Annotated in this window: 1 protein-coding gene and 1 pseudogene; both read left to right on the top strand. The window is 53.7% G+C overall.

Going from position 1 to position 555, the window contains the following annotated elements:
• Positions 1-111, top strand: a pseudogene (locus ACOT0L_RS24050) (type VI secretion system contractile sheath small subunit); the annotation flags it as partial.
• Positions 112-145: 34 nt separating this feature from the next.
• Positions 146-555: type VI secretion system contractile sheath domain-containing protein (locus tag ACOT0L_RS24045; RefSeq protein WP_180239206.1), on the top strand; the 410-nt coding region annotated here is incomplete at its 3' end.

Here is a 555-nt window from a genome sequence, read left to right as displayed (position 1 = left end):
TCCAATCTTCTTGATAACGCCACTTTCAGAAAAGAACTCGAGAAAATTCTTAAGGACCCGGCGCTGTCTCAGGAATTACGCGACGAAATGAGTGCACTGGCCCCGAAATAAGCGGCATGTGTAATTTAATGGATTAACCGGGAATATGCTGATGTCTGTGAATAGTGAAACCGCCTCCGCGCAGGGGCAGACCATCGTACTGGAAAAAGAGGGCGTTTACGCCTCCCTGTTTGAAAAAATCAACCTGACTCCGGCCTCGAGCCTGGGTGATATCAATGCGTTTCTGGATGATGCCGCGCTTTCTGACGCGCCGGCGGGTGAACGCCTGACGGCGGCGATGCAGGTGTTTATGGACTGCATCCGCAAATCCGGTCAGCCCGTGGAGAAGCTCGACAAAACGCTGATTGACCACCATATCGCCGAACTGGATTTCCAGATCAGCCGTCAGCTGGATGCCGTAATGCATCACCAGGCGTTCCAGAAGGTGGAGTCCCTGTGGCGCGGCCTGAAGCAGCTGGTGGACAACACCGACTACCGCCAGAATGTGAAAACCGA

This window comes from Enterobacter cloacae complex sp. XAL002 (assembly GCF_049236805.1).
GTDB lineage: Bacteria > Pseudomonadota > Gammaproteobacteria > Enterobacterales > Enterobacteriaceae > Enterobacter > Enterobacter intestinihominis.
The sequence above is the reverse complement of the archived record's forward strand: the minus strand, read 5'-3'. Positions and strand labels throughout refer to the sequence as shown.